Origin of the sequence: Micromonospora sp. NPDC050495, from assembly GCF_040655175.1 — a bacterium.
Classification (GTDB): domain Bacteria; phylum Actinomycetota; class Actinomycetes; order Mycobacteriales; family Micromonosporaceae; genus Micromonospora.
In genome coordinates, this window is sequence record NZ_JBFAJK010000014.1 from 115,312 (window position 1) to 136,050 (window position 20,739).

A 20,739-nucleotide genomic window follows, 5' to 3' on the forward strand; every position below is an offset into this window, starting at 1 on the left:
GGGCGGGGCGACGGCGCGGCGCTCGATCGGCGGGCGGCAGGCGGCAGGCGGCGCGACTAGGTTGGGGGCATGCGCGTCGTTATCGCCGGAGGCCACGGCAAGATCGCCAAGCTGCTGGAGCGGGAACTCGCCGAACGGGGCGACAGCGCCGTCGGGCTGATCCGTAACCCCGAGCACGCCGCCGCGCTGCGCGCCACCGGCGCCGAACCGGTCCTCTGCGACCTGGAACACACCGACGTCGACACCGTCGCCGGGCACCTGGCCGGCGCCGACGCGGTGGTGTTCGCCGCCGGCGCCGGGCCGGGCAGCGGCGCCGCCCGCAAGGACACCGTCGACCGGGCCGCCGCGGTGCTGCTGGCCGACGCCGCGCAGCGCGCCGGGGTCCGCCGCTACCTGCTGGTCTCCTCGATGGGCGTGGACGCCCCACCGACGGCCGGCCGCGACGAGGTGTGGGCGGCGTACCTGCGGGCGAAGAAGGCCGCCGAGGTGGACGTCACCGGCCGGGACCTCGACGTGACCGTGCTGCGCCCGGGCCGGCTCACCGACGACGAGCCGACCGACCGGGTCACCCTGGCCCCGCGCGTGCCGCCCGGCCCGGTCACCCGCGCCGACGTGGCGCGGGTGCTGCTGGCGCTGCTGCACGCCCCGCACAGCGCCGGGCTGACCCTGGAACTGGTCGGCGGGCGGACCCCGATCGCCGACGCCGTCGCCGCGGCCGACCGCCCGCCGGCCGGCTGACCCGCCGACCGGAGCCGTGCCGGCCGGCGGAGCGGATTCGTCCCGGCCGGCCCGCGCGGCACTGCCCGGCGGGCCGGCCGGAACGTCAGCGCTGGTGCCGGGGCAACGCCGGCTGCCCACCGGCGACCGGCGTGGCCTCCCGGGCGAGCCGCGCCATCGTGGCGGCCAACTGCTCGCTGCCGTCGTCCAGGTGCCGCGCGGCCGCCCGCATGTGCGAGATCATCATGTCGCCGAAGATCCGCAGCGCCTCCCGGGTGGCCACCGAGTCGTCGAAGTCCGCGCCGGCGCTGCTGCGGTACTGCGCGACGGCCCGCTCGGCCTCCTGCTTCGCCTCCTCCGCCGCCGCCCGCATGTAGCTCTCGTACTGCATCTGGGCGTACTCGGCGACCCGCCGGGCGTAGTCGTGCGCCTGGGCGATGATCTGCTCGGCCTCCCGCTGCGCCGCCGACAGCAGGTTGACCTCCTTGGCCGCCGGCACCACCGCCTTCGGGTCCGTGCTCGGCAGCACCCCGTGCCGGTGCAGCTCCAGATGGTCGTTGAGCCGCTCGTTCTCCGCCCGCAGGTGCGCGATCTGCGTGGCCAGCAGATCCAACTCGTCGGCCACCTGCATCCGGAACCGGTCCACGTCGGCGTGGTCGTAGCCGCGGCGGGTGAACGCCGCGCTGTCGAACTCCCACCGCCGCACCCGGTCCGGCGTCAGGCGCACCTGCACGCCGGCGGAGAACTGGCCGCTCTCGTACCTGCTGATCGGGGTCGCGCTCACCGGACACCTCCGGAATTGTCAGGGGCGGTCGCGGTCCGCCACGCCGGCCCGTACCAGTGCTGGCCGAAGCCCTCGTGATGCACCTGGTCGGCGTGGTAGCCGGCCTGCGTCAACGCCGTCACCGAGTGGCTCACCATCTCGTCGGAACCACACACGTACACGTGCCGGGAACGCCAGTCCCCGTCGGCGAGCGCCCGGTCCGCCACGTGCACCAACTCACCCGGGCGCCGCGGATCCGACCCCACCACGTGGGTCACCGTCAACCACGGGTACGACGCGGCCAACTTGTCGATCGCGTCGTTGTCGTAGAACTCCATCCGGGACCGGGCCCCCACATACAGGTCCACCCGGCGCCCCGGCGCCTCCGCGGCGACCTGCTCCACGAGGGACTTCACCGGCGCCCAGCCGGTGCCACCGGCCAACAGCAGCAGATCCGCCGACCCGGCCGACCACAACGTCAACCGGTCCCCCACCGGCGCCGCCAGGTGGATCTGGTCACCCACCGCGCACCCGTACACCAGCCGCGACGACACCACACCACCGGGCGCGGCCCGTACGTGCAGCTCCAAGGTGCCGTCCTGACGGGGCGCGTTCGCCGGCGAGTAGTACCGCCAGGTCCGCACCGCCGGGTGCGACACCCCGATCGACTGGCCCGGGGTGAACGGCAGCAGGTACTGCGGGCGCACCGTCAGCACCGCCACGTCGAACGTGCGCCGCTCGTGGGCGAGGATCTCCGCCACCCACCACGGCGGCGCCTCCGCCTCCGCCGCCTGCGCCGACTCGATCATCACCTTCGACACCAGCCCGTACGCCGCCGCCCAGTCCGCCGCCAGCTCGTCGGTCCACACCTCCCCCAGGAAGTGCCGCAACGTGGCCAGCAGCGCCTCACCGACCGCCGGGTAGTGCTCCGGACGCACCGCGAACTTGCGGTGATCCGCGCCGAGGTCCCGCAGGAACCCGACGAGCCGGTCCACCTGATCCACGTTGGACACGATGTGCCCCAACGCGCCGACCAGGCGGTCCCGCTGCCCGGCCATGTTCGTCGGGAACATCTGCCGGGTCTCCGGATACGCCAGGAACAACGTTGAATAGAAGTAGAGCGGCACCTGGTCGCCGTGCGCGGCGACCAGGGACCAGCTCCGCTTGAGTCCTGCCGCGTCCACGCTCAGGCGGTCCTCGCCGACACGACCTGCTCCCGTACCTGACCCAGCACCGCCTGCACGTCGGCGAGGATGTCCGCGGGCACCCCCAGCTCCGTCAACGTGACGATCAGGTGCTCGCCGACCCGCGCGTAGTGCGCCGGGGTGATCCCCAACGGCTGGTGCGCCTCGGCCAGGCCACGACCGGTGTACTCGTTCGGCCCGCCCAGGATCACCGCCAGCATCAACGCCAGGTGCCGGCGCTGCTCGGGCATGTTCACGTTGGTGAAGTAGCCGGCCAGCTCCGGGTCGGCGAGCACCTTGTCGTAGAAGAGCTCCACCGCCGCCTTCACCGCCGCGGCGCCACCGATGCGCTCGTAGTGGGAGATCGGGGTGGTCTCTTCCGTCACCGTCGTCATGGTCGTTCCTCTCGGAAAAGGGGCACGCGGCCGCCGGCCGCGGAAGGGGTGTCGGCCACCGACACGCGACACACCGCGGTCCACCGGACGTGCCCGTGCGAGCGACCGTGACGGACCATAGCGTGCTCGCCCGAACGGGTCAGCCCTGCCCTATCCGATTCCCGACAACTGTCAACTACGGACAGTCAATGTCATACGCCGCGTCGGTCGCGCCCCGCGTTCACGCCACCACGCCCCGTCAATGCCCGGCCCACCACCGAAGCCGCCCGGTCCTTTTCGGACACCCGACGACGCGCCCCGGACCAGCGCCCGCACCGACGTCGCCACCTGCGCACCCGCGCCCCACCGCCGACACCACGACCACCGACCGCCAGCCGCGCCGCCCCGCGACCGCCCGACACGTCCCGTGACGAAAAAAGTGGATCGCGACCTACCCCTTTCGGCGCGTCGCGATCCACGAAACGTATGACGAACCCGTCAACCGGCCCGGCGGCGCGCCCGACGCGCCGCCAACTCGTCACCCACCTGCTCCGCCGGCTCCTCCGCCGGCGCCACCGGCTCCCGCCCACCGACCGGCTCCGCCGGCAGATGCGACAACGACCCCTGGATCTCCTTGAACGCGCCACCGATCGCGATGCCGAACACGCCCTGGCCGCCCTGCAACAGGTCGACCACCTCCTCCGGCGACCGGCACTCGTAGACCGTCGTCCCGTCGGAGATCAGCGTGATGCCCGCCAGGTCGTCCACCCCACGCGAACGCAACGCCTCGATCGCCTTGCGGATGTTCTGCAACGACACCCCGGCGTCCAACAACCGCTTCACGACCTTCAACACCACCAGGTCGCGGAACGAATACAACCGGGACGTCCCCGAGCCCGACGCGTCACGCACGCTCGGCACCACCAGCCCCGTCCGGGCCCAGTAGTCCAACTGCCGGTAGCTGATACCGACCGCGGAACACGCCGTCACACCCCGGTAACCCACCTCGCCGTCACCGGCCGGCGGGGGCGTCGCACCCGGCTGCTGCTCCGTACCCGAATCAGGATCTCGCGGCTCATGCATCCGGACAACCTCCCCGCCCGTGCGGTGCCGCGCCGTCTCCCCGTACGCGCACCCCTCGACACCGCAACCCTATAGCGGCCCCTCGGGAGTTACCACGCAGGAACGACCGCGACACGCCGCGCAGCCCTCAGGAAGATCACCAATCGCAGCCCGCCGTCACCCATCGTGACCAACGGTCGCCGCGGCACTCAGCCCGCGAAGTCCTCCGGACGCACCTGCTCCAGGAACTCCCGGAACTTCTCCACCTCGTCCTCCTGCTCGTCCGGGATGACGATCCCCGCCTCAGTGAGGACCTGCTCGGCACAACGAATCGGAGCCCCGACCCGCAACGCCAACGCGATCGAATCGCTCGGCCGCGCCGACACCCGCACCCCGTCACCGATCAACAGATCGGCGTAGAAGACGTTCTCCTTCAACTCGGTGATCTCCACCGCCCGCAACGGCGCCTGCAACGCCGCCAACACGTCCCGCAACAGATCATGCGTCAACGGCCGCGCCGGCTTGACCCCCTGCTGCTCGTACGCGATAGCCGTGGCCTCGACCGCACCGATCCAGATCGGCAGATAGCGGTCCCCCTCGACCTCCCGCAGCAGGACGATCGGCTGGTTGCTGGGCAACTCCACCCGAACTCCGACCACGCTCAGCTCGCGCACCGCCGCCTCCGTGTCGTCGTCGCCTAACGCACCGCGCCCTTCCCTGCACGGTACACGGACCGCGACACGAGAGTCCCATGCGCTACGTGCACCACGCCTCGCCGGAAGGGGTTACCCCAGCAAGCCTACGACACGCTTCCCGAACCAGATCTTTCCCGACCCCGCACACGGCAGAGGCCGGGCGCCCCCACGACACCCGACCCCACCCCACCACTCAACGACCCAACGTCGACCGCAGCCCCACCCGCACCAACGCCGCGTGCAACTGCTGCGACAACGCCACCAACTCCCGCGCCGTCTCCGCCGCCCGGGCCCGCGCCGCCGGATCACTCTGCCGCGCCAGCGGCGCCACCAACTGCGCGAACAGACCGACCTCCCGATCCGCCGCCGTCCGGTACCCGCGCAGATGCCGCGGCTGGAACCCGTACTCCGCCAACCCCGCCACCGCCCGCGCGATGATCAACGCGTCCGCGTCATACCACCCCGGCGGATCCGGCACCAACACACCGAGCCGCTCCAACTCCGCCAACGTCGACTCGTCGATCCCGCTACGGGCCACCAGATCCGCCCGCCCCAGCCGCACCTGCCCCGACTCGGCGGACTCGTCCACCTCCCGACCCGGCACCTCACCACCGGGACCCACCGCCACCAACGCCGGCCGCTGCCGACCCGGCGCCGCACCGGACTCGTCCCACTCCGCCAACTGCTCACGGATCACCCGCAACGGCAGATACTGGTCCCGCTGCGCGGTCAACACGAACCGCAACCGCGCCACATCGTCCCAGCCGTACTTCCGATACCCCGCCGGCGTCCGCTGCGGCTCCACCAGGCCCTCGGCCTCCAGAAACCGCAACTTCGAGATCGTGACGTCCGGAAACTCCGCCCGCAGCTGCGCCAACACCTCACCGATGCTCATCAGCGCAGCGGCACGCGCCGCCTCGCCGGGCGTCGAAGCCGCCGGCTCGTTCACCCCCGGCCGGCCTCCTCCGGACGCGGACCGGCGATGAACACCACCCGGAACTTGCCGATCTGCACCTCGTCACCATTGCTCAACGTGGCCGCCTCGACCCGCTCCCGGTTCACGTACGTGCCGTTCAGGCTGCCCACATCCCGCACCGTGAACGTGCCACCGTCCCGGTGGAACTCGGCGTGCCGCCGAGACACCGTCACATCGTCCAGGAAAATGTCACTGTCCGGATGCCGCCCACTCGTCGTCACATCGTGGTCCAACAGGAACCGGGCACCCGCATTCGGACCCCGGCGAACCACCAGCAGCGCCATCCCCGGCGGCAACGAACCGGACATCCGGCTCGGCACCACATCGGTGTCCGGACCCTCCAGCACTTCGTCGAGCGAACCGAGATTGAGCGTCGAAGTGACGTCGAGCGGGGGGAACTCGTCGTCTGGGCGCGTCATGGGACCACCTCACGGATCTGTTTCGGTCGGCGTCGGGTAATGGCGGGTCTGGCCGCCGGGCAGTCACACACCCGGCGGCTGGCTCCCCGTGCCCGGGAAGGCGCATTCCACGACGCTCAACTATTGGCTTCTCGGTCGACTGGGCGAGCCTAGCCAGCGCCGAAATGCAGGGCAACCGGACGCGCGGAGACAAGCCCCACCGCCCGGAACGACAACTCAGCTCTCAGTGAGCTCGCGGTACGCGCCAGCGGTCAACAGACCCTCGACCGCCGCCGGATCATCCGGAGTGATCTCCACCAGCCAACCCGCACCGTACGGATCCGTGTTGATCACCTCAGGCGTGTCGGCCAACGCCTCGTTGCGCGCCGCCACCGTCCCGCTCACCGGCGCATACAGCTCCGACACGCTCTTGGTCGACTCGATCTCACCCAGCGACTCACCCGCCGCCACCGCCGCGCCCTCGTCCGGCAACTGCACGAACACGATGTCACCCAGGGCGTCCTGCGCGAAGTGCGTGATACCGACCCGGACGGCGCCGCCGTCACCACCCGCCACCCACTCATGCTCGGCGGTGTACCGCAGATCCTCAGGAATCACCAGCTGCGTCCTTCATCCATCGGCGCACCGGGCAAACAACCGGCGCGAGCCGCGACCGGTCACGAAACCGGCCGGGCGTGTTCCAGCTTCAGCGGCGCGTGCAGCTGCGAAACCTCCACAACCTCACGATCCACAGCAGTCACGTTACCGCCGGCGTCCTGCACCGCTGCGACCACCCCGCCGGGAATGTTCAACGCCGTACGCATCGTCGCCGGATCACCGATCACCGAGATCGTGAACGGACCCCGCAACCGCCGCCCATCCACCACCAGCACACCATCGTCATCCACGAAATACGTCGACGCGATCACCCGCACCGCCGTACCGTCCGCGCCCGCGATCTGCATCGCCTCCGCGCCCGCGCCCCGCAACTCCTGCACCGCGTCCAGGATCCGCACCGACGCCACCGCCTTCTCCGGACCCTCGAACCGCACCAGCAGACCCGGCCCCACCGCCGGCAACGTACCCGCCAGAATGCCCAGCTCGTCCGCCCGCCGGGTGGCCTCCTCCAACGCCGCCTGCCGGCCCTGCTCACCCGAACGCAACTGACGCTGGCTCTCCTCCAACGCCTCGATGTCCTGCCGCAGCCGCCGCTCCCGCGAATCCAGATCCGACGAGATCCGCACCAGGTCCTCCTCCCGCGTCGCCGCGAGCGTCGGATCCGTCGACGTCGTCTTCAACTGCACCACCAGCGTGAACCCCAGCAACGCCAACAGCACCGCGATCATCGCCCCGGCCGACGTCAACCGCCGCGACACCGACGCCCGCGCCGGCTCCTCCGCCGGCGCCACCGGCTCCTGCGCGACCGCACCCGGCTCCTCCGCCGGCGCCGGCACGTCCTCCCGCTCCACCGGCTCAGCCGGCTCAGCCGGCGCCAACGGGCTCAACTCGTCCGGATCGGGCGCGTCCGGGCGCGGGTCCGGCTCACCCGCCGGACCCGACGGCCGCGCCGGCTCCGCCGGCTCCGGCCACCCCGTCCCCGTTTCCCTGTGCTCCTCGCTCATCGCCACCAACCTACGCCCGGAACAGGTGCCGGCGGATCGCCGCGACGTTTCCGAAGATGCGCACCCCGAGCACGACCACCACACCGGTGGACAACTGCCCGCCCACGCCCAACTGGTCACCCAGGTACACGATCAGACCCGCCACCAGCACGTTCGAGATGAACGACACCACGAACTGCTTGTCGTCGAAGATCCGGTCCAGCTTCGCCCGCACCCCGCCGAACACCGCGTCCAACGCCGCCACCACGGCGATCGGCAGATACGGCTGCAACGCCGCCGGCACCGTGGGGTCCAGATACACCCCGAGCACCACACCGGCGAGCAACGCCAGCACCGCGATCATCGGCCACCTCCGGAGGGGCTGGAAGAGGTCCCCGAGCCGGACGGCCCGGGACTGGTCGAACCGGCGGCACCCGAACCCGACGGCGACGGGCTCGGACTCACCGAGGGCACGGCGTAGCGTAGCCGCGGCTGCGGCGCGGCCGGCAACGTGAGGTCCTCCGCGTCCTTCACCCCGAACGACAACCCCGTCTGGCGCGCCACGTCCCGCATCAGGTCCGCCGCCCGGCTGTCGTCGAACCGGTCCCGCATCGACCCCGGACCGATCGCCGCCACCTCGTACGGACCCGTCACCGGCCGGTAATCCACCAGGATCGCCTCACCCGCCGACCGGATCGTCGTCGTCGCCGTCAACCGCTGCCCGTTGATCGCGATCGCCTCGGCACCCGCCGCCCACAACGCGTTCGCCACCTTCTGCAGGTCGGAATACAACACCCGGGGCGGGCCCGCGTTCGCCGCCGTCACCCCGTCCTCGTCGCCCGCCGCGTCGGCCAACCGCACCACCACCCCGTCGCCGCGCACCCGACCCAGCCCGGTGCCCGCCTCCAGGTTCCGCAACCGGGACGCCTGCGAACCGCTCAGCGCCGCGTCCCGCTGCCGGCCGACCTCCTCGCGCAACTGATCCGCGCGCGCGGTCAACCGGTCGGTCTCGGCCTCCCGCTGCTTGATCCCCGCGACCAACCCGGCCCGCGCCTTCGCCCGGCCCGGCTCCTCGGCCACCGTCTCCCGGTACGCCACCGCGAACAGGAAACCGATCACCAGCACCATCACCAGGCTCACCGGGCGGCCCAACACCCGGCGCAGCCGCCCGCGCGGCACCTCCCGCCGCCGGGCCGCCGCGTCGGCATACCCGGGGTCGAGCGGATTGCGGAACAGCTCGGTGAGGAAGTCCGGCGCGTACACCCGCCCCGACGGGTCCCCGCCGTCCCGGACCGGTGCGCTCACGCCACCGCTCCCGCCCGCCGCGCCCGCACCAGCCGGCTGGCCTGCACCACGTACATCGCCCCGGCCACCCAGTAGAGCACCAGGCCCCACCAGGCCAGGCCCCAGCCGATCGCGCCGGCCACCGTGGCCGCACCCGGCGCCGCGTCGGCCAGCAGCAGGATCGGGAACGCGGCCAGCAGCAGGAACGTGGCCGTCTTGCCCATGTAGTGCACCGGCGGCGGCCCGTAGCCGTAGCGGCGCAGCACCCCCAACGAGACGAGCAGCAACAGCTCGCGGGCCAGCAGGGCCGCCGTGAACTGCCACGGCACCACCTCCCGCGCGGTGAACGCGAGCAGGGTGGCCAGGATGTAGAGCCGGTCGGCGAGCGGGTCGAGCAGCTCACCGAGGCGGCTCACCTGCTGCAGGCGGCGGGCGATCCAGCCGTCCACCCAGTCGCTGGTGCCGCCGATGGCCAGCACCACGATCGCGACCACGTCCGCGCGGGCGACCAGGAAGAGGTAGAGGAAGAGCGGCACGCCGGCGAGCCGGACGAAACTGATCAGGTTGGGCAGGGTGAGGACGCGGTCCCCCACGACCGCCGTCGTACCGCCCGGGTGCTCGGACGGAGCCGGCTGACGCGACACCGAACCCTCCCTTCGCAGCACGGTCCGGCGGCCGACCGTGATCGGCCGCTCCAGGCTCGTGCGCGTTGCCGGCCGGTCAGCGCCGGCGCCCTCTGCGATCCCGGGCTGGGACCTCCCCGATGCGGCCCACCATCGTGGGCCGGCCAGTTGCGCTGCCACTATATCGGGCGCTGCGGCGTGCCCCGGTCCCCTGCCGAGGGGGTCGTGGCCGTTCCGGGTGTGACGGGCCGCACCTCGCGTGGGGCGTCCTAGGATACTAGTTGAGCAGTGCGGGCGGCTGGTGCCAGGTGGGCGGGTCGCGCTCCGGGTCAGGCCGTGCGGGCGGCGGCGGTCGTCGCGTCGGCCGCCGCGGTGGCCTGCGCCGCCTGGGTGAACGCCGACAGGGCGAGCAGCAGCTCGTGCTGCACCCGGTGCGGCATCCGGTCCAGCACCGCCTGCACCGCCTGGTGCCGCCGCTCCTTCAGCTCCCGCAGCAGCGTCTCCGCCGCGGCGGTCGGCACCAGCCGGACCTCCCGCCGGTCGCGGGGGTCGGCCACCCGGCGCAGCAGCCCGACGGCCTCCAGCCGATCGCAGAGCCGGCTGGCCGAGGAGGGCACGACATCCAGCAGCTCCGCCAGCCGGTTCACGTTGCTGTGCGGGTGCGCCATCACCAGGGAGAGCACCCGCAGCTGGGTCGGGGAGACGACGTTGTGCCGGGAGGTGGCGGAATCGAGGACACCGATCAGCGCCTCGGCGGCCGCGTCGATGGCCGCGGCAAGATTCGGCGCTCGCTCCACCAGTCGTCCCCTGCGATCGTCCCGCTCGTGTTCGTCCCGTCGGTGCGGTCACCGCCCGCCCACGTCTCCCGGTGGGCTCGACCCGCGCCAGTCCAGGCAGACGACGACCGCGTCGTCGCGGAGATCCGCGTCGGCGTGGTAGGCGTGCAGCTCGCGCATCACCGTACCAACTGCTTCGGTCGCCGGCTGCAACCGAGTGGACCGCATCGCCCGCGCCATGGCCCGCTTCCCGTACGCCTCCCGGCCGTCCGGCTGGGCGGCGTAGACGCCGTCGCTGACCACGAAGAGCCGATCCCCCGGCTCGACCGGGAATTCCTGCACGTCGTAGCGGGTCTCGGCGAACATGCCCAGCGGCAGCTGCTGCTCCAGGGCGATCGGGGTGACCGTGCCGCCACGCAGCCGCAGCACGTGCGGCGAGCCCGCGTCCACGGCCCGCACCACACCCCGCGCGCAGTCCAGCTCGAGCAGCAACGTGGCCACGTGCCGGCTGCCCCGGTGCTGGTAGAAGATGGTGTCCGAGGCCAGCTCGGCCTGCTCGACCAGGCCGCCGCCCGAGCGCCGCGCGTTGCGCATGGCGTTCACCGCCACCGCGGTCAGCAGCGCGGCGGCCAGCCCACTGCCGGCGCCGTTGAGGACGGTGACGGTGAGCCGGTCCTCGTCCACCGACCAGTCGAAGTGGTCGCCGCCCACTGTGTACGCCGGCTCCAGCTGCCCGGCCAGCAGGACGTCGCCGTGCCGGACGCTGCGCCCCGGCAGCAGGTCCCACTGCATCTCGGCGGCCATGCTGAGTCGCTCCCGTCGGCGCGCCCGCCGGTACCGGTCGGTCTCCCGGTCCGCGGCGCGCAGCGCCACCGCCAGTTCGCCCGCGACGTCCCGGACCGCGTGCACGGTCGCGGCGGCCGGCACCGACGGCAGCTCCACCAGGAGCACGCCGAGCCGCTCACCCCAGACCGACAGCGGCAGGTGGACCCGACAGCGGCCGTCCTCACCGGTGTCCAGCACCGGCTCCTGGCTGCTGAAGCAGCGGCGGACCGCGCCCGGGCCCGGCGAGCGGCCGGGGACGAGCAGCGGGCACAACCCGGTGAACCGGTAGTCGGCCAGGAAGACCTCGGTCCGCGCGGCGCCGAACACCTGGCGCAGCGCCCGGTCGGCCGCCTCCGCCAACTGGTCGGGCGGCGCCTCGCGCAGCACGCGCGACACCTGTCCGGCCATGTCCGGCATACTGATCCTCCGAGGACGACTATTGCTATGGAGCAAGCATCATACGGAGGCCCACCCGGCCCGCGACGCACCGGCTCCACCGACCGGTGACACCTCCCGTCCCGATCCGAGCGACGCGACCGCGCCCAGCGGTCAAGTTCCGCGGACCGGACCAGCGCCACAGCCCGGAGCAGCGCCGGCCGGAGCAGCGCCGCGGCGCGGACCGCAACGACGGGCGCGGACCGGATCGGCCGGACCGGGGCAGCGCGCGCCGGCGAGCCACCTGGACGCGGGCGACCGAGGCGGGGACGGCGAGGGTCGGGCGCTCAGCCGGCCGGCTTGGCGGCCACCGCGCCGTAGAACGCGTCGGGCACCGCCTCGGGCACGCCGTCCGGCCGCCACCGGGCCACCGGCACGATGCCGTCGGCCGTGGGCCGCCACCGTCCGAGCAACGGCGCGAACGCCGCCGGCGGTCGCATCCGGAACGCCGGCCCCATCATGGCCAGCGCCTCCGGGTGCCCGGCAAGCTCCTCGCTGTCGAAGTCGACGGCCAGGAAGCTGCCCGGCGCGACCGCCTCGTACAGCTCGTCCAGGGTGCGGGCCAGGGTGGCGTCGTCGAGGAACGCGGCCAGGCCGAGAAAGACCACCCCGACCGGCCGCCTGCCCCACCCCGGCACGAAGCGGTGCAGCTGGGCCGGGTCGATGGTGCCGACGTCGGTGGCGTCGCCGAACCCGTAGCCGGCCCGGTCGTGCCCGGCGAGCAGGCGCTGGCCGAGCCGGATGGTGACCGGGTCGACGTCGGTGTAGAGCACGGTGGCGTCCGGGGCCACCTCGTGCACGTTACCCCGGGTCGGCACGCCGGCCCCGAAGACCAGGAAACCGTCCACCCCGGCCGCGGCGATCGACCCGACCGCCCGGCCCAGGAAGGCCCGCAGCGAGCGGAAGATCGCGGCGCACGGCCCGTACGCGCCCTCGAACGCGCGGGCCGCCGCGACGTCGACCGGAAAGTGGTGCTCGCCGCCGAGCCAGTAATCGATCATGCGAGCGGTGCTCGGCTGGTCGGGCTCGGCCATCGACGAGGCTCCCTTCCTCCGGCGCTGGCGCCAGCGTACCGAGGCAGCGGCTGCGGCGGTATCGGCCCGACGCCACCGGCGGCCCGCGATACTGGCCGCGGGCGGGTGAGGGGGTACCGGGTGAACGCGGCGAACGGCGCGGCCGTCGTGGTCGGTGTGGACGGCTCCGAGCCGGCCCTGCGGGCCGTGCGCCTCGCGGCCGAGGAGGCGCGGCGGCGGCACCGGGCGCTGCGGGTGGTCCACAGGTTCATCTGGCCGCTGCTGCGCGTACCCGTGGCACCGGCCGCGGGCGGACCACCCGGCGGCGGCCTGCGGCACCAGGCGCAGGAGCTGGTCGCCGCGGCGGTCGCGGAGGCCGAGCGGGTGGCCCCCGGGCTGCGCGTCTCCGGGGAGATCATCGACGGGCAGGCGGCGGCGGTGCTGGTGGGCGAGTCCCCCACCGCCGCCATGATCGTGCTCGGCGACCGCGGCCTCGGCGGGTTCGCCGCCCTGGTGCTCGGCTCCGTCGCCGTGCAGGTCGCCGCGTACGCCGGCTGCCCGGTGGTGGTGGCGCGGGGCACGGCCCGCCCGAGCGGTCCGGTGGTGGTCGGGGTGGACGGTTCGACGCTGTCCCGGGCCGCGGTCGAGTTCGCCGCCGAGGAGGCCGCGGTGCGGGGCGCCCGGCTGCACGCCGTGCACGCCTACACCCACCCCCGCTCCAGCGGTCCCGGCGACATGCAGCCGCTGGTCTACGAGGAGGGGCAGCTGCACGGCGAGGAGGACCGCATCCTCACCGCCCCGCTGGCCGGGGTCGCCGAACGCCACCCGGGGGTGCCGGTGACCCGCGAGGTGGTCCACGGGCGGCCGGTCGCCGTGCTCACCGAGGCGTCCCGCACGGCCCAGCTGATCGTGGTCGGCGCACAGGGTCGGGGCGAGCTGATCGGCCTGCTCCTCGGGTCGGTCAGCCAGGGCGTGCTGCACCACGCCGACTGCCCCGTGGTGGTGGTCCGCTCCCCCGACTGAACGGTTGGCGCCGCGCCCGGCGGGTAGACGGTCGGGACGCCACAGCGACCGGAGGAGGCAGGGATGCCAGGACCACGGCCGGGCAGTAACGCCTACGACAAGGAACGGGCGCGGCTACGCGATCTGATCGAACAGTCCGGCCGCGCGGCCGACCAGGAGGCGAACCAGGTCGCGAACCGGATCCTGCAGGACGACCGCGGCCAGCGGGGCGTCGTGCGGGGCGAACGCACGTTCGGCCCCAAGGGCGAGCGCGAACCGGGCGATCCGAAGTGAGGTCGGCCCCGGTGGTCGACGGCGCCATCGCCGGCGCCGTCGGCAGCGCCGCCCTGGACATCGTCAGCTACCTGGACATGGTGCTGCGGGCCCGACCGGCGAGCCACGTACCGGACGAGACCGCCGGCCGGCTCACCGACACGGCCCACGTCAACCTCGGTTCCGAGCCGCAGGCGGCCAACCGCCGCTCCGGGCTCGGGGCCCTGTTCGGCTACGCCACCGGCATCGCCGCCGGTGCCGCCTTCGGCCTGCTGGCCGCCCGGCGGCGCATCCCGCTGCCGGTCGCGGCGGGGCTGCTCGGCGGCGGGGTGATGGCCACCACCGACGGTTCGATCGCCGCGCTGGGCATCAGCGACCCGCGGACCTGGCGGCGCAACGACTGGCTGTCGGATCTCGTCCCGCACCTGGCGTACGGGATGGCGACCGCGGCCACCCTGCGGAGGCTGCGGTCGCCGTCGCGGCGGGGCGGTTAGTCCCGCCGCGTGCTCTCGTCGTCGGCCACCGGCTCACCCGCCGGCCCGTACGGCGACACCTGACCCTTGGGCACCGGCCGGCCGGCGTCGGCGTTCGAGGTGCCGCCCTTGCCGTGCGGCCCCCTGCTTCCGGCCTGCGGAATGAGCTCCCGGCTGTCCTGGCTGGTCGCGCCCTTGTCGCTGCGGCGCAGTTCCTCCTGCTGCGGCTTGACCACAGGTCTCTCCTTCCGGTGGCGCGCACGGCGTGGGCCGCGCACCCGGTCTGCGTACCCGCCGCCGCCCGGCGCATTCGGGCCCGGCCCGGGGCGTCTGGTCCGGCCCGGGACGGGTACCCCCAGCGGATGCCAGACGATCGGAACGTGGCGCGGGTGCTGCTGGACCGGCAGGGCCGCACGTACGCCGAGGAGGCCGGGATCTCCCTGGCCGACCGGCCCGCCCCGCTGTACCAACTGCTGGTGCTGACCACCCTGCTGAGCACCCGGATCCGGGCCTCGGTGGCGCTGGCCGCGGCGCGGGAGCTCTTCGCCGCCGGCTACCGCAACCCGCAGGCCATGGAGGCGGCGAGCTGGCAGGACCGGGTGGACGCGCTGGGCCGTGGCCACTACCGGCGCTACGACGAGCGGACCGCCACCATGCTCGGCACCGGCGCCCGGCTCTGCCTGGACCGCTGGCACGGCGACCTGCGCCGGATGCACAAGGAGTCCGACGGCGACCGGGCGGCGCTGCGCCGGTTGCTCACCGAGTTCCCCGGTATCGGCCCCACCGGCGCGGACATCTTCCTGCGCGAGGTGCAGTCCGTCTGGCCGGACGTGCGCCCGTACGCCGACCGGCGGGCCCTGGCCGGGGCGCGGCGGCTGGGTCTGCCGGCCAACCCGGGCGGCCTGGCCGGGCTGGTCCGCGAGGCGGACTTCGGACGCCTGGCGTCGGCGCTGGTGCGGGTGGCGCTCGGCGAGGAGTCGGCCGGGGAGATCAGCCGCAGCGCCGCCGCGGCCCGCTGAGCCCGACCCGGGCGCTACCCGGCCGGCGCCGCGGCCCGCTCAGCCCGCCCGGCCCGCTCAGCCCGCCCGGCCCGCTCAGCCCGCCCGGCCCGCTCAGCCCGCCTCGCCCGCACTGCCTGGCCGGACCGGTGCCACGCGCCGCTTGAGGCCGCCCCCGCGCGCTACTTGGCCGGGCCGGGCTTGGTCAGGTTCCAGGCCAGCGCGGCGGCCAGCAGGGCCAGCAGCACCACGCCTCCGGAGACGCCGCCGCCCTCGCCCCCGCTGGAGCGGTGGCCGGTGGCCCCGAAGTAGATGACCGCCAGGCCGGCGAGCACCGCGATGAACGTCCGCATTCCTCGGTCCCTCACGTCCCGGACGGTACGACCGTTACCCGCCGGTTCGGGCAGTTTCGCGGCGGATTCCCCCGACCGGGGGTATCACCCCATCGGGCAGCCGACGGCGGGACCGCGCAGGCGGACCCGGCGGATCGCCCGGTCGGCCACCTCCACCACCTCCGCGCTGAGCCCGGGCAGCCGCACCGTCTCCCCCGGCCCGGTGGGGACCCGGCCCAGGCCGGCCAGGACCAGCCCGGCGACGGTGGTGTACTCGCGGGACAGCGGGAAGGTCAGCCGCACCCCCGCCTCGGGCAGGTCGTGCAGCGGGAAGTCGCCGGGGAGCAGCAGCGCCCCGTCCGGCTCGCGGACCGCCTGCCGGACGTCCCGGTCGGCCTCGTCGTACAGCTCGCCGACCACCTCCTCGAGCAGGTCCTCCATGGTGACCAGGCCGTCGATGCCGCCGTACTCGTCGACGACCAGGGCCAGCTGTTCGTGGCGCTGTCGCAGGTGACGCATCGCGTCGGCGACCGGCAGGGTGCCCGGCAGCAGCACCGGGGGGCGGGCCCGCTCGGCCACGGTGGACCCGTCGGCGTCCACCAGGTCCCGGATGTGCACCACCCCGCGCACGTCGTCCAGGCCGCCGGCGCCGGCCACCGGCGCCCGGGACCGGCCCGCCGCCGCCAGCCGGCGCATCGCCTCGGTCGCCGGCAGGGACGCGTCCAGCACCGTCACGTCGCGGCGGGTCACCAGGATCTCCCGTAGCGTGCGCCCGGCGATGTCGAAGGCCCCGGACAGGATCTCCCGCTGCTGCGCCGACAGCCCACGCTGGCCGACCAGCATCTCCCGCAGCTCCTCCTCGGTGACCTCCTGCCGGCTGGCCCGGGGGTCCCCGCCGGCCAGCCGGACCAGCAGGTCGGTGGCCCTGCTGAGCAGCCACACCGCGGGGCGGGACAGCCGGGCCAGCAGATCCAGCGGCCCGGCGCTGAGCAGCGCCCACCGTTCCGCCGCCTGCATGGCCAGCCGCTTCGGGGCCAACTCCCCGACGACCAGGGTGACGAAGGTCAGCACCACGGTCACCACCAGTACGGCGACCGGATGGGCCGCCCCGCCGAGGAAGCCCAGCGGGCCGACCAGCGGCTGCGCCAGCGACACCGCGGCGGCCGCCGAGGCGAGGAAACCCGCCAACGTGATGCCGAGCTGGATGGTGGCCAGGTAGCGGTTCGGTTCCCGGGACAGCCGGGCCAGCACCGCGCCGGCCCGGCCGGTGCGGCCCAGCCGGCGCAGCTGCCCCTCGCGCAACGTCACCAGCGCCATCTCGGCGCCGGAGAGCGCCGCGTTGACCAGCACCAGCACCGCCACCAGGGCCAGCTGCCCGGCCATCAGTCGGTCTCCAGGTCGTCGAGGGAGATCGCGTGGGTCATCAGCCACCGGGCCAGCGCGGACATCCCGAACAGCCACAGCGGCGCCGACTCGGTCGTGCCGTTCGTGGCGAAGATGGCGAACCGCAGGTCCGGTGCCCGGTAGGCCTCGATCCGCCACCGGTGCTGCCTGTCCCGCCAGACCGCGGAAGGGTCCATGCCGTCACGGTAGGTGACCGCACGCCACGCCGGTGCCGCTTGGCCCAGCCGCCGCGCGCCGCCGCCACCACCGGGTGGACCACGACCGCGACGGCCGCCGGCGCGACGGCGGACAGCCGCCCGCGCGACGGCGGTCAGCCGGGCGGGGCGACCACCTCGCGGGCGTCGTCCGGCAGCCGGCGGGTGGCGCCGCGGTGGTCCAGCAGCTCCAGCAGCGGCACGGCCACCCGCCGGGTGGTCGCCAGGGCCTGCCGGGCGGCGCTCAGGGTGAACGGCTGCGGCAGCCGGGCCAGCACCCGCACCGCGTCGTCGAGGGCACCCGGCAGCAACACCACGTTGTCGGCGAGCCTGAGCAGGGCGCCGGCCCGCACGGCAGCGCCGATCTCCCGGGGGCCGAGGCCCAGGTCGGCCAGGTGGTGCGCCTCCGGGGCGACGAACGGGCGGTCGCCGTACTCGGCGCGGACCCGCTCGACGGCGCGGGCGACCGGTTCGGGCAGCGCGTCGACCGGGGCGGCGCTGACCCGGCCGGACCGCACCCGCAGCGGCGGCCGGACCAGCGCCTCGACCAGGGCCCGCTCCGGCAGGTCGAGGCGCCGGCGCAGCACGTCCACCGGCACGCCCGCCTCCAGCGGGTGCGCGCGGGCGTACCGGGCCACCTCCGCGACGAGCCGCACCCCGAGGTCCCGCCAGTGCTCGGGGTCGGCCAGCCAGTCCCCCACCACCGGGGCCACGGTGACCGGTACCCCCATCCGGGTCAGCGCGCCGGCCCGCACCAGGCGCCGGCGGCGCAGCTCGCCGGCCGGGTCGGGGCGGCCGTCCAGGCCGGCGAGCACCCCGGCCCGAGCGGCCGCCGCGCCGCGCCGGCGCAGCGGCGGCGGGTCCACGTCCAGCACGGTCACCCCGCCGGCGACGTGCCGCCGGCCCGGGTCGCGCAGCGCCGCCCGGTCGCCGATGAGCAGCGGCAACGGGCGGGCCAGCCGCAGCCGTACGGTGTCCGGCCCGAGCGGCCGGACCCCCGCCGGTACGGCGGCCGACCCGACGTGCAGGGTCAGGCTCGCCGGCAGGTCGGCGGCCGGATCACACGCCAGGCGCACGTCGACCAGGTCGGTGCTGTGGAAGCGGCCCGGGGTGAGCAGGGCGTCGCCGCGGGCCACCCGGTCCCGGGGCACCCCGCGCAGGTTCACCGCCACCCGGGACACCGCGCTCACCTCGCCCCGGGCGGCGTTGAGCGCGTGCAGGCCCCGGACCCGCACCGGCTCGCCGGTGGCGGCGAGCTCCAACTGGTCACCGACGCGCACCCGGCCGCCGCCGAGCGTGCCGGTGACCACCGTGCCGCTGCCCCGGATGGTGAACGACCGGTCCACCCAGAGCCGCACCGGCGCGCCCGGCGCCGGGTCGGGCAGCCGGGCGCCCAGCCGGTCCAGGGCGGCGCGCAGCTCCGGCAGGCCGGCGCCGGTGGCGCCGCTGACCGCCACGGCCTCCACCTCGCCGAGCGAGCTGGCCGCGATCTCCGCGCGGGCCCGGGCCAGCGCCGGCCCCGGATCGGCCAGGTCCGCGCGGGTCACCGCGAGCAGCCCGTACGACACCCCGAGCGCGTCCAGCGCGGCCAGGTGCTCGGCGGACTGCGGCATCCACCCCTCGTCGGCGGCGACCACCACCAGCGCGGCCGGGACCGGGCCGACACCGGCGAGCATGTTCGGCACGAATCGTTCGTGGCCAGGCACGTCGACGAACGCGACCGTGCCGCCCGAGGGCAGGGTGGTCCAGGCGAACCCGAGGTCGATGGTCATGCCGCGGCGGCGTTCCTCCGCCCACCGGTCCGGCTCCATCCCGGTCAGCACCCGCACCAGGGTGGACTTGCCGTGGTCGACGTGCCCGGCGGTGGCCACCACCCACACGTCAACCACCGACCCGCAGGATCGCGGCGCGGACCCGCTCGTCGGCGTCGGCCGGCACGCAGCGCAGGTCCAGCAGGAGCCGGCCGTGCAGCACCCGGCCGAGGATCGGCGGGACGCCGGTGCGCAGCGGCTCGGCGTACCGCTCGGGCAGGCTCAACGCCCACGAGTCCAGCGCCACCCCGGGCGCGCCGCCGCCGCCGACGACGGCGGCGCTGGGCACCACCTCGGCCTTGCAGCCGTCCTCGCCGAGCCGGTCGCGCAGCCGCTCGGTGCGCTCCCGCAGCACCGCCGGGTCGGCGTGCAGCGCCTCGCCGGTCGGGGTGCTCGGCCCGTGCAGGGTGGCGGCGAGCGCGGCCAGGGTGAGCTTGTCGACCCGCACCGCCCGCGCCAGCGGGTGCCGGCGCAGCCGGTCCACCAGGTCGGCCGCGCCGAGCAGCAGACCGGCCTGCGGGCCGCCGAGCAGCTTGTCGCCGCTGGCGGTGACCAGGTGCGCGCCGGCGCGCAGGGTGCTGGCGGCGTCCGGCTCGTCGGGCAGCAGCGGGTTGGGGGCGAGCAGGCCCGAGCCGATGTCGACCACCACCGGCACGCCGAGCGTGGCCAGCTCGCGGACCTCGACGGCGGAGGTGAAGCCGCTGACCACGAAGTTCGACGGGTGCACCTTGAGCACGAAGCCGGTCCGCGGGCCGATGGCGGCGGCGTAGTCGGCGCGCGCGGTGCGGTTGGTGGTGCCCACCTCGCGCAGCCGGGCTCCGGTGCTGGCCAGCAGGTCGGGCAGGCGGAAGCCGTCGCCGATCTCGACCAGCTCGCCGCGGCTGACCACGATCTCCCGCCCGGCGGCCAGGGCGGTGGCCGCCAGCACCAGCGCGGCCGCGCCGTTGTTGACCACGTGCACGGCCGCGGCGGCGGGCACCGCGGCGGCGAGCGCGTCGAGGGCGTCCCGGCCGCGCCGGGCCCGCCGCCCGGTGCGCAGGTCCAGCTCCACGTCGGTGTGCCCGGCCGCGGCGACGAGCGCCTCGACGGCGGCGGCCGACAGCGCGGCCCGGCCCAGGTTGGTGTGCAGCACCACGCCGGTGGCGTTGAGCACGGCCCGGGGAGCCGGCGCGGGCAGCCCGGCCAGCGCGGCGTCGCGTACCTCGTCGGGGTCGATCTCACCGCGGCGGGCCCGCTGCTGGGCGGCGACGATCGCGGCCTTGACCCGGTCGCGGCCGAGCGCGTCGACGGCGGCGGCCAGCCCCGGCTCGGCGAGCAACGCGTCGGTGCGCGGCACGCGCCGCCGCGGGTCGACGTCACGCATCGGGTCTCCCAGGAACGGTTTGGCGGAGACGGACGGGAATCGAACCCGCCTGGCCCGGGTCCCGGACCACACCGGTTTTGAAGACCGGGAGGGGCACCAGCCGCCTGAACGCCTCCACCCCGCACTTAACCACATGCGATCTGCGGCCGCCCGGGGAGCACCG

26 protein-coding genes and 1 tRNA gene are annotated in these 20,739 nt (G+C 74.6%); 5 read left to right on the top strand and 22 right to left on the bottom strand.

Features of this window, described 5'->3' with window-relative positions; genetic code table 11:
* Positions 1-69: 69 nt before the first annotated feature.
* A complete protein-coding gene (locus AB0I11_RS16800) occupies positions 70-738 on the top strand; it encodes an NAD(P)H-binding protein (RefSeq protein ID WP_357320396.1) in 669 nt (222 codons plus the stop codon).
* A gap of 85 nt (positions 739-823) precedes the next feature.
* Here the strand turns inward: AB0I11_RS16800 and AB0I11_RS16805 are convergent, their stop codons facing one another.
* From AB0I11_RS16805 to AB0I11_RS16875, 15 genes are all read right to left on the bottom strand, one after another.
* Positions 824-1,501 carry a DivIVA domain-containing protein gene (locus AB0I11_RS16805; protein WP_357320398.1) on the bottom strand — a complete coding sequence of 226 codons (678 nt, stop codon included), beginning with the start codon at positions 1,499-1,501 and terminating at the stop codon, positions 824-826.
* Positions 1,498-2,664 carry a globin domain-containing protein gene (locus tag AB0I11_RS16810; RefSeq protein ID WP_357320401.1) on the bottom strand — a complete coding sequence of 389 codons (1,167 nt, stop codon included), beginning with the start codon at positions 2,662-2,664 and terminating at the stop codon, positions 1,498-1,500. The genes AB0I11_RS16805 and AB0I11_RS16810 overlap by 4 nt, the downstream gene beginning before the upstream one ends.
* Before the next feature lie 2 nt (positions 2,665-2,666).
* On the bottom strand, positions 2,667-3,059 hold the full coding sequence (locus tag AB0I11_RS16815) for a group 1 truncated hemoglobin (RefSeq protein WP_357320403.1): 393 nt from the start codon (positions 3,057-3,059) through the stop codon (positions 2,667-2,669).
* 477 nt (positions 3,060-3,536) lie between these two features.
* Entirely contained in the window at positions 3,537-4,121 is a 585-nt protein-coding gene (locus tag AB0I11_RS16820) for a MerR family transcriptional regulator (protein ID WP_357320406.1), read from the bottom strand.
* A 188-nt stretch (positions 4,122-4,309) separates the two neighbouring features.
* Positions 4,310-4,774, bottom strand: coding sequence for a bifunctional nuclease family protein (locus AB0I11_RS16825; RefSeq protein ID WP_357320409.1), 465 nt, complete (start codon positions 4,772-4,774; stop codon positions 4,310-4,312).
* 214 nt (positions 4,775-4,988) lie between these two features.
* Positions 4,989-5,690 carry a MerR family transcriptional regulator gene (locus tag AB0I11_RS16830; protein ID WP_357320480.1) on the bottom strand — a complete coding sequence of 234 codons (702 nt, stop codon included), beginning with the start codon at positions 5,688-5,690 and terminating at the stop codon, positions 4,989-4,991.
* A 50-nt stretch (positions 5,691-5,740) separates the two neighbouring features.
* A complete protein-coding gene (locus AB0I11_RS16835; protein WP_046570336.1) occupies positions 5,741-6,190 on the bottom strand; it encodes an FHA domain-containing protein in 450 nt (149 codons plus the stop codon).
* Positions 6,191-6,406: 216 nt separating this feature from the next.
* Complete coding sequence (gcvH, locus tag AB0I11_RS16840; RefSeq protein WP_357320412.1) at positions 6,407-6,787, bottom strand: glycine cleavage system protein GcvH; 381 nt, start codon at positions 6,785-6,787, stop codon at positions 6,407-6,409.
* A gap of 59 nt (positions 6,788-6,846) precedes the next feature.
* Positions 6,847-7,791, bottom strand: coding sequence for a DUF881 domain-containing protein (locus AB0I11_RS16845; RefSeq protein ID WP_357320415.1), 945 nt, complete (start codon positions 7,789-7,791; stop codon positions 6,847-6,849).
* 10 nt (positions 7,792-7,801) lie between these two features.
* Entirely contained in the window at positions 7,802-8,134 is a 333-nt protein-coding gene (locus AB0I11_RS16850; RefSeq protein WP_007071104.1) for a small basic family protein, read from the bottom strand.
* On the bottom strand, positions 8,131-9,075 hold the full coding sequence (locus AB0I11_RS16855) for a DUF881 domain-containing protein (protein WP_357320417.1): 945 nt from the start codon (positions 9,073-9,075) through the stop codon (positions 8,131-8,133). Before AB0I11_RS16855 ends, AB0I11_RS16850 begins: the two co-directional genes overlap by 4 nt.
* A complete protein-coding gene (locus tag AB0I11_RS16860; RefSeq protein WP_357320420.1) occupies positions 9,072-9,698 on the bottom strand; it encodes a CDP-alcohol phosphatidyltransferase family protein in 627 nt (208 codons plus the stop codon). The genes AB0I11_RS16855 and AB0I11_RS16860 overlap by 4 nt, the downstream gene beginning before the upstream one ends.
* A 308-nt stretch (positions 9,699-10,006) precedes the next feature.
* Entirely contained in the window at positions 10,007-10,474 is a 468-nt protein-coding gene (locus AB0I11_RS16865) for a MarR family transcriptional regulator (protein WP_357320423.1), read from the bottom strand.
* Between the two features lie 48 nt (positions 10,475-10,522).
* Entirely contained in the window at positions 10,523-11,695 is a 1,173-nt protein-coding gene (locus AB0I11_RS16870) for a PP2C family protein-serine/threonine phosphatase (RefSeq protein ID WP_357320426.1), read from the bottom strand.
* Positions 11,696-12,000: 305 nt separating this feature from the next.
* A complete protein-coding gene (locus tag AB0I11_RS16875; RefSeq protein ID WP_357320429.1) occupies positions 12,001-12,747 on the bottom strand; it encodes an SAM-dependent methyltransferase in 747 nt (248 codons plus the stop codon).
* 120 nt (positions 12,748-12,867) lie between these two features.
* Between AB0I11_RS16875 and AB0I11_RS16880 the strand changes: the two genes are divergently transcribed.
* The 3 genes from AB0I11_RS16880 (at position 12,868) to AB0I11_RS16890 (ending at position 14,495) form a co-directional block, all read left to right on the top strand.
* Positions 12,868-13,749: a universal stress protein gene (locus tag AB0I11_RS16880; RefSeq protein WP_357320432.1), complete on the top strand. Its 882-nt coding sequence runs from the start codon at positions 12,868-12,870 to the stop codon at positions 13,747-13,749.
* Between the two features lie 63 nt (positions 13,750-13,812).
* The gene (locus AB0I11_RS16885; protein ID WP_091306867.1) at positions 13,813-14,022 is read left to right on the top strand and encodes a phosphatidylethanolamine-binding protein; all 210 of its coding nucleotides are present in this window, start codon (positions 13,813-13,815) and stop codon (positions 14,020-14,022) included.
* A complete protein-coding gene (locus tag AB0I11_RS16890) occupies positions 14,019-14,495 on the top strand; it encodes a hypothetical protein (protein ID WP_357320435.1) in 477 nt (158 codons plus the stop codon). Before AB0I11_RS16885 ends, AB0I11_RS16890 begins: the two co-directional genes overlap by 4 nt.
* Here the strand turns inward: AB0I11_RS16890 and AB0I11_RS16895 are convergent.
* Entirely contained in the window at positions 14,492-14,710 is a 219-nt protein-coding gene (locus tag AB0I11_RS16895; protein WP_357320437.1) for a hypothetical protein, read from the bottom strand. The two genes, AB0I11_RS16890 and AB0I11_RS16895, sit on opposite strands and share 4 nt — an antisense overlap.
* Before the next feature lie 126 nt (positions 14,711-14,836).
* Between AB0I11_RS16895 and AB0I11_RS16900 the strand changes: the two genes are divergently transcribed.
* Positions 14,837-15,493 carry a hypothetical protein gene (locus AB0I11_RS16900; RefSeq protein ID WP_357320440.1) on the top strand — a complete coding sequence of 219 codons (657 nt, stop codon included), beginning with the start codon at positions 14,837-14,839 and terminating at the stop codon, positions 15,491-15,493.
* A gap of 161 nt (positions 15,494-15,654) precedes the next feature.
* Here the strand turns inward: AB0I11_RS16900 and AB0I11_RS16905 are convergent, their stop codons facing one another.
* The 6 genes from AB0I11_RS16905 to AB0I11_RS16930 all read right to left on the bottom strand — a co-directional run bounded on the left by AB0I11_RS16905 (position 15,655) and on the right by AB0I11_RS16930 (position 20,692).
* On the bottom strand, positions 15,655-15,840 hold the full coding sequence (locus AB0I11_RS16905; protein WP_082159654.1) for a hypothetical protein: 186 nt from the start codon (positions 15,838-15,840) through the stop codon (positions 15,655-15,657).
* Between the two features lie 69 nt (positions 15,841-15,909).
* Positions 15,910-17,187, bottom strand: a complete 1,278-nt coding sequence (locus AB0I11_RS16910; protein WP_357320443.1) for a hemolysin family protein — start codon at positions 17,185-17,187, stop codon at positions 15,910-15,912.
* Positions 17,187-17,384 (bottom strand): hypothetical protein, encoded by a 198-nt coding sequence (locus tag AB0I11_RS16915; RefSeq protein ID WP_046570210.1) that lies wholly within the window; start codon positions 17,382-17,384, stop codon positions 17,187-17,189. The genes AB0I11_RS16910 and AB0I11_RS16915 overlap by 1 nt, the downstream gene beginning before the upstream one ends.
* A 134-nt stretch (positions 17,385-17,518) precedes the next feature.
* On the bottom strand, positions 17,519-19,282 hold the full coding sequence (selB, locus tag AB0I11_RS16920) for a selenocysteine-specific translation elongation factor (protein ID WP_357320482.1): 1,764 nt from the start codon (positions 19,280-19,282) through the stop codon (positions 17,519-17,521).
* Between the two features lies 1 nt (position 19,283).
* Positions 19,284-20,576, bottom strand: a complete 1,293-nt coding sequence (gene selA / locus AB0I11_RS16925; RefSeq protein ID WP_357320445.1) for an L-seryl-tRNA(Sec) selenium transferase — start codon at positions 20,574-20,576, stop codon at positions 19,284-19,286.
* A gap of 20 nt (positions 20,577-20,596) precedes the next feature.
* Positions 20,597-20,692, bottom strand: a tRNA-Sec gene (locus AB0I11_RS16930).
* Positions 20,693-20,739 lie beyond the last annotated feature (47 nt).